The organism is Kitasatospora sp. CB02891 (assembly GCF_002803145.1).
GTDB classification, from domain to species: Bacteria; Actinomycetota; Actinomycetes; order Streptomycetales; family Streptomycetaceae; genus Kitasatospora; species Kitasatospora griseola.
The window spans coordinates 65093-71711 of sequence record NZ_NNBO01000025.1 but is presented as its reverse complement, the minus strand read 5'-3'; the positions used below and the strand labels follow the sequence as shown (position 1 = coordinate 71711).

The window sequence follows — 6619 nt, the reverse complement described above, 5'->3', positions numbered from 1 at the left end:
GGGGCTTTTTCGCGTTCCCGGTATCGGCCACCACCGGTCGAGGTGGACTTAGGTCCACCTGAAAGACGGGTGGCACGGCCAATGTGCCGGCCGGGTGGTCGGGGAGAGACTGAGAGCGTTCTTGGGGACGGCGATCAACTCTCGGGGAGTGGCCTTGGCGACGACAGCGTGGTTCGACGGTGGGGCCGTCAGGTCCGTTTTGGGGGAGCGGGCGCGAGTGGCGGTGCGGGCCTTCGGGGACGGCGTGGCGCTGGCGGTGACGTCGGTCGCGGGGCCAGTGGTGCCGTTGCTGGCGGCGGTGTTCACGGCGCTGGCCGCGGTTCAGCTGTTCGACGGGGGGCCGTTGGCGCCGTTCGTGGCGGTGCCGAGCGCGATCGTGGTGGGCCTGTCGGTGCTGTACTGGTTCGTGCGCCACGGTGCGGGGTGGACGAGGCAGCGGGTGGAGCGGGCTTCGGGGGAGCCCTGGCGGGTGGTGTATTCGACGCGGGAGGCGTTGGAGCAGGACGCGCGCGGGTTCTGGTGGACGGGGGTCTCGTACCACCGGCGGCTGGAGGTGGCGCGGCTGGTGCAGTTCCTCCAGTGGGCGGTGCGGGATCGGCAGGTGCAGCGGGAGGGGCTGTGGCTGCTGGTGAATCCGGCGGCGGCGGTCGTGCTGCTGGGTGTGCCGATGGTGTTGGTGTGGGGCGGGCTGGTGTTCACGGCGACGGCGACGGTGGATTCGCGGTACTTCTTCGGCCTCAACAGCCATACGGTGGGCCTGATGTTCTCGGCGCTCATCGGTGCCGTCATGGCCGCTGCGGGGCTGCTGGCGATGCCGTGGGCGGTGCGAACGCACAACGAGCTGGCGTGCCGGGTGCTGGGTGGCGCGCCGAAGCCGAGCCGCGCTCAACTGACCGAGCGAGTCGCGCAGCTGACAGAGACCCGGGCGGATGCGGTGGACGCCCAGGCGGCGGAGCTGCGGCGGATCGAGCGGGATCTGCACGACGGCGCGCAGGCGCGCCTGGTGGCGATCGGGCTGACGCTGGGGACGATCGAGCACCTGATGACGAGTGACCAGACGGCGGCGCGGGAGTTGCTGGCGGAGGCGCGGGAGTCCTCGGCGAAGGCGCTGCAGGAGCTGCGGGATCTGGTCCGGGGCATACACCCGCCGGTGCTGGCGGAGCGCGGTCTGCCGGATGCGGTGCGGGAGTTGGCGTTGACGGCGGTGGTGCCGACGGAGGTGACGGTCAGTCTGTCGGGCCGGCCGGAGGCGTCCTTGGAGACGGCGGTGTACTTCAGCGTGAGCGAGCTGTTGGCGAACGCGGCGAAGCACGCGCGGGCCCGGCAGGTCTGGGTGGATGTGCTGCACCGGGCGGGCCGGCTGCGGGTAGTGGTGACGGACGACGGGCACGGGGGCGCGCGGATGGAGACGGGCGGTGGGTTGCGGGGGATCGAGAAGCGGTTGGGTACGTTCGACGGAGTGATCTCGCTCGACAGTCCTGTGGGCGGGCCGACCACCATCACGATGGAGCTGCCGTGCGCGTTGTCCTCGCCGAGGATCTCTACCTCCTTCGCCAAGGCCTGACGCGGCTGTTGGAGGTCCACGGGTTCACCATCGCGGCGGCGGTGGAGACCGGGCCGGACCTGCTGGCGGCGCTGCTGTCGGAGCGGCCGGACGTCGCGGTGGTGGACGTCCGGCTGCCGCCGACGCTGACGGACGAGGGGCTCCAGGCGGCGCTGGCGGCGCGTCGGGAGATACCGGGCCTGCCGGTGCTGGTGCTGTCTCAGCACGTCCAGCAGTTGTACGCGCGGGAGTTGCTGGCGGACGGCACCGGCGGGGTGGGCTACCTGTTGAAGGACCGGGTGTTCAACGCGGACCAGTTCGTGGACGCGGTGCGCCGGGTGGCGGCGGGAGGGACGGCGATGGATCCGGACGTGATCGGCCGGCTGCTGCAGCACAACGCGGGTTCGGAGCCGTTGCAGCGGCTGTCGCCGCGGGAGCGGGAGGTGTTGGGGCTGATGGCGGAGGGGTGCTCGAACTCGGCGATCGGTGCGCGGCTGACGATCAGTGACGGCGCGGTGGCCAAGCACATCGCCAACATCTTCGGGAAGTTGCAGCTCTCGCCGACGGAGGACGGCAACCGCCGGGTGCTGGCGGTGCTGGCGTACCTGAACGGTGCGGCGGAGCGGCCGGCCGCGGGGTGACGCACCCGCCGGGGAGCGGTGTGCACGATGGTGTGGACCAGTGGAGGAGTGGTGCCGGTCCGGCCTGGCGACCGGGGTGAACGCCCGTACGAGTAGTATCCGGTGGGCCGAGTCTGTCAACGGCGCATCAAGTCCGTGGTGTCCCGCGGTCGTGCGCCCCGGGCGGGGACGTGTACTCGGCGGCTACAGGTCCTACGGCAGCTGCCGAGTCCCAGGGGTTGATCATCGAATGGCACGTCCTTCCCTTACCCGCGCGCACCGGGCTCTGCTGGGCGTGGTGGCCGTCGGCGCCTGCGTGATCTCGGGCATCGGTTTCGCCGGCTCGTACAACTCGGTGCGGGACCTGGCGATCGAGAAGGGCTTCGGCGCTTTCGCCTACGCGTTCCCGATAGGCGTCGACGCGGGCATCGTGGTGCTGCTCTCGCTGGACCTGGTGCTGACCTGGCTGCGGATCCCGTTCCCGCTGCTGCGGCAGACGGCGTGGCTGCTGACGTTGGCGACGATCGCATTCAACGCGGCGGCGTCCTGGGGCGACGCGCTGGGCATGGCGATGCACGCGGTGATCCCGGTGCTGTTCGTGGTGGTCGTCGAGGCCTCCCGGCACGCGGTGGGGCGGATCGCGGCGATCACCGCGGACCGGCACATGGAGTCGGTGCGGCTGATGCGCTGGGTGCTGTCGCCGGTGCCGACGTTCCGGCTGTGGCGGCGGATGAAGCTGTGGGAGCTGCGCTCGTACGACGAGACGGTGCGGCTGGAGCAGAACCGGCTGGTGTACCGCGCGCAGCTGCGGTTCCGGTACGGGCGGGGCTGGCGGCGGTCGGCGCCGTTCCAGGCGCTGCTGCCGTTGAAGCTGGCGAAGTACGGTGTGCCGCTGGACCCGACGGTGCTGGACCGGATCGACGGCCCGCTCCAGGTCCCCGGCGCCGCAGCGGCCGAGGTCGAGGCCGAGGAGACGGTGCAGGCGGAGCGTTCGGCCCCGGCGGGCGGCCGGGTGGCGCAGGGTCGGCCGGCGGCGCTCGACGCGCCGGTCCAGGCGCAGGCCGCCGCCGAGCCGGCTGCGCAGCCGCAGCCCAAGGCGCAGCAGGCGGCCGCGCAGTCGCAGTCGGCGGTGCCGCCGGTGTCGGCGGCGGTCGCGGTGCCGACGCTGGCGAAGCTGGCCGCGGTGCGGCTGCGGGACCAGCAGGACCCGGAGGCGGCGCAGGCCGCGCCGGTGGTGGACCGGTCCGCGGAGCTGAACGTGTGGACGGCGCGCCCGGTGCGCTCGCACGTGGCGGAGGCGGACCAGGTGCACACGGCGCGGGTGCCGGGCCAGGCGTCGCCGTGGTTCAAGGCCCCGCGCCCGCCGGACGCGGAGGCGCCGGACCGTCCCCAGTCGGGCTACCAGCCGGCCGACGGCTACCCGGAGCAGGACTTCCCCGATCAGGGCTTCCCGGGACAGGGTCTCCCGGAGCAGGAGTACGCCGAGCAGGAGTACGCCGAGCCGGGGTATCCGGAGCAGGGCGGCTACCAGGAGGGCTACCGCCCGGCGGGGGCCGAGCAGCACCGGGTGCCGGCGAACGGGCACGGCCCGGCCCGTCCGCAGGGGCCGCAGGCGGCGCACGCCCCGCAGCAGGTGCCGGTGGACCCGAGCGGCCGTCAGCCGGTGCAGGACCAGGAGGCCGAGCCGATCCGGCTGGGCGGTCGGCCGCTGCGGCTGGACGCGATGATGGAGGCGGAGACGCTGCCCTTCGACGGGGCGGAGGAGGCGCCGGCGCGCCGTCCGTTCGCGGGCGGGGCGGAGCCGCTGAACCCGGACGAGTGCTTCGCCGCGCTGGTCAGCTACATGGAGGAGAACCAGCGCCACCCGGACGAGCGCCGCTTCGCCGAGTACCTGTCGCAGCGCGGCGTTCCGGGCTCGCGTCCGGACGGCGGAGTGACGGTGAAGGACGTCGAGAAGGTCTGGGACCAGCTCCAGGAGCGGTACATGGAGTCGGGCCGGGAGTAGTCACCGCTGCCCCCCGGCGCAGTTCGGGCTCGCCGATGCGCCGATGCGCCGAGCCTCGTGCCATGGCCGCCCGCCGGAGGAACCGGCGGCCGGCCATTGACGCTTCCACGGGGCCGCACTACGGTCGCCGGACCGTCCCTCGGTCCCGCGCGGTGAGTGGAGGAGCCCCGGATGTCGCAGCCCGCCCAGGCCGGACCCGCCCGGCCGGTCTCGTTCTCGGACGCCGCCCGGGCCGCCGTGGAGGCGCTGCTGACGCCCGTGGACGCGGAACTGACACGCCGTTACCCGGGTGAGCGGTCCGCCCGGCAGCCGGTGCACACCGTGTACGTGCCGGCCGACGCGTACGGGGCGCACACCGTCCGCACGTGGGGCGCGCAGGCGCTCGCCGTGTTCGATGAGCACGCCGGGACGCCGGCCCGGCTGGCGCAGGCGCTAGGCGTGGCCGACGACGAGGTGCTCGCGGACGTGCACGCCCGGGTGCGGGTCAAGTTGGTGCGCGAGCCGATCGAGGACCTGCGGATCGACTTCGAGGACGGCTACGGTCCGCGCCCGGACGCCGAGGAGGACGCCGAGGCGGTGCGGGCGGCGAAGCTGGTGGCCGCGGCGGTGGCCGACGGGAGCGCGCCGCCGTACCTCGGCATCCGCACCAAGTGCCTGGAGGCGGCCGTCCGGGCCCGCGGCATCCGCACCCTGGAACTGTTCCTGGGCACCCTGCTGGCCGAGGGCGACCTGCCCGCCGGCCTGCTGCTCACCCTGCCGAAGGTCAGCCATGCCGCTCAGGTCGCCGCGCTGGCAGGGCTGTTGACGGACTTCGAGCAGCGGGCCGGGCTGCCCGCCGGGCGGCTCGGGTTCGAGATCCAGATCGAGACCACCCAGGCCGTGCTCGGCCCGGACGGCCGGGCCACCGTCGCGCTGCTGATCGGGGCCGCCGAGGGCCGGGCCGTCGGACTGCACTACGGCACCTTCGACTACAGCGCCGCCTGCGGGGTCGGCGCGGCCCACCAGAGCCCGGACCATCCGGCCGCCGACCACGCCAAGGCCGTCATGCAGGTCGCCGCGGCCGGCACCGGCGTCCGGCTCTCCGACGGTTCCACCAACGTGATCCCGACCGGCCCGGCCGAGCAGGTGCACGCGGCCTGGCGGCTGCACCACCGGCTGGTCCGCCGCTCGCTGGCCCGCGCCTACTACCAGGGCTGGGACCTGCACCCGGCCCAACTGCCCACCCGCTACGCCGCCGTGTACGCCTTCCACCGCGAGGGCCTGGACGCCGCCTGCGCCCGGCTCGCCGGGTACCTCGCCAAGGCCGGCGGCGCCGTGCTGGACGAGCCGGCCACCGCCCGCGCGCTCAGCGGTCAGTTGCTGCGCGGCCTGGACTGCGGCGCCCTCGACCCCGTCGAGGTCACCGCTCGCACCGGCCTGGACCGCGCCGCCCTGCACGCCCTGGCGGGCCGCTGAGCAGGAGCGGCCCGACGGAGGCCCTAGGCTGGGCGGCGAGACCGGTGCGCGGCACCGGGTGGAGAGAGCGACAGCGGAGAGCACCAGCGTCATGGCCGAGCCGAGCCCGAAGCCGTACCTGACCGTCCGGGGCGATGGCAGCCACGAGTTGGAGATCAAGAAGTCCCGGTTCATCTGCCACCTGGCCCGGGTCGCGGACGAGGAGGCGGCGCAGGCGTTCATCGCGGCGATCCGCAAGCAGTACTGGGACGCCCGGCACAACTGCACGGCGTTCGTGGTCGGGGAGGAGCAGCCGCGCGAGCGGTCCAGCGACGACGGCGAGCCGGCCGGGACGGCGGGGGTGCCGATGCTGGAGGTGCTGCGGCGGCGCGGGGTGACCGACACGGTCGCGGTGGTGACGCGGTACTTCGGCGGCATCAAGCTGGGCGCGGGCGGGTTGGTCCGGGCGTACGGGGCGTCGGTGTCGGAGGCGCTGGACGAGATCGGGCTGCTGGAACGGCGTCCGGTCGCGCTGCTGTCGGTGGCCGTGGACCACACCCGGGCGGGGCGGCTGGAGAACGACCTGCGGGCGGCCGGTTACACGGTGGCGGGGCTGGACTACCTGGCGGACGGGGTGCGGATCGAAGTGGGCGTCCCCGAGCCGGAGGTGGCGGAGTTCCACACCTGGCTGGCCGAGGCGACCGGCGGTTCGGCGAGTGCGCAGCCCGCCGGGCGGACCTTCGTCGAGGTCGAGGTCTGAGCGGTCGGCAGTCCGGGTCGGGGGCCCGACCGGCAGGCGGGTTTCGGCCAATTTTCCGGTGCCGGCGGGGTGTTGGGGCGCTGCATCAAGCGGCGGCGGGCGGGTAGCAGAGGCGGCGCGGGCGGAGTTCCGGTTGCCGTCGGATGACACCCGAACGAAGGAACCCGCACCGGAGAAGGAACTTTCACTCCGGGTCGCTTCGTCTCCTGGACAGGACACGCGATTCGGCACGGCACCGGAAGGAGGACTCGCAGACC

At 73.7% G+C, this 6619-nt stretch carries 5 protein-coding genes; all 5 read left to right on the top strand.

All coding sequences use genetic code 11. From position 1 onward, the window contains the following. Positions 1-244 precede the first annotated feature (244 nt). The 5 genes from CG736_RS34880 (at position 245) to CG736_RS34860 (ending at position 6362) form a co-directional block, all read left to right on the top strand. The gene (locus CG736_RS34880; RefSeq protein ID WP_100590112.1) at positions 245-1564 is read left to right on the top strand and encodes a sensor histidine kinase; all 1320 of its coding nucleotides are present in this window, start codon (positions 245-247) and stop codon (positions 1562-1564) included. Further along, positions 1516-2184: a response regulator transcription factor gene (locus tag CG736_RS34875; RefSeq protein WP_100590106.1), complete on the top strand. Its 669-nt coding sequence runs from the start codon at positions 1516-1518 to the stop codon at positions 2182-2184. The genes CG736_RS34880 and CG736_RS34875 overlap by 49 nt, the downstream gene beginning before the upstream one ends. Before the next feature lie 229 nt (positions 2185-2413). Further along, a complete protein-coding gene (locus tag CG736_RS39070) occupies positions 2414-4168 on the top strand; it encodes a DUF2637 domain-containing protein (protein ID WP_369880808.1) in 1755 nt (584 codons plus the stop codon). Positions 4169-4339: 171 nt separating this feature from the next. Further along, positions 4340-5623, top strand: a complete 1284-nt coding sequence (locus CG736_RS34865; protein ID WP_100590105.1) for an aldolase — start codon at positions 4340-4342, stop codon at positions 5621-5623. A 91-nt stretch (positions 5624-5714) separates the two neighbouring features. Then, a complete protein-coding gene (locus tag CG736_RS34860; protein ID WP_100590104.1) occupies positions 5715-6362 on the top strand; it encodes a YigZ family protein in 648 nt (215 codons plus the stop codon). Positions 6363-6619 lie beyond the last annotated feature (257 nt).

Coding starts and splice junctions, on each gene's coding strand:
- CG736_RS39070 (WP_369880808.1), top strand. CDS start 2,414: ATGGCACGTCCTTCCCTTACCCGCGCGCACCGGGCTCTGCTGGGCGTG.
- CG736_RS34865 (WP_100590105.1), top strand. CDS start 4,340: ATGTCGCAGCCCGCCCAGGCCGGACCCGCCCGGCCGGTCTCGTTCTCG.
- CG736_RS34860 (WP_100590104.1), top strand. CDS start 5,715: ATGGCCGAGCCGAGCCCGAAGCCGTACCTGACCGTCCGGGGCGATGGC.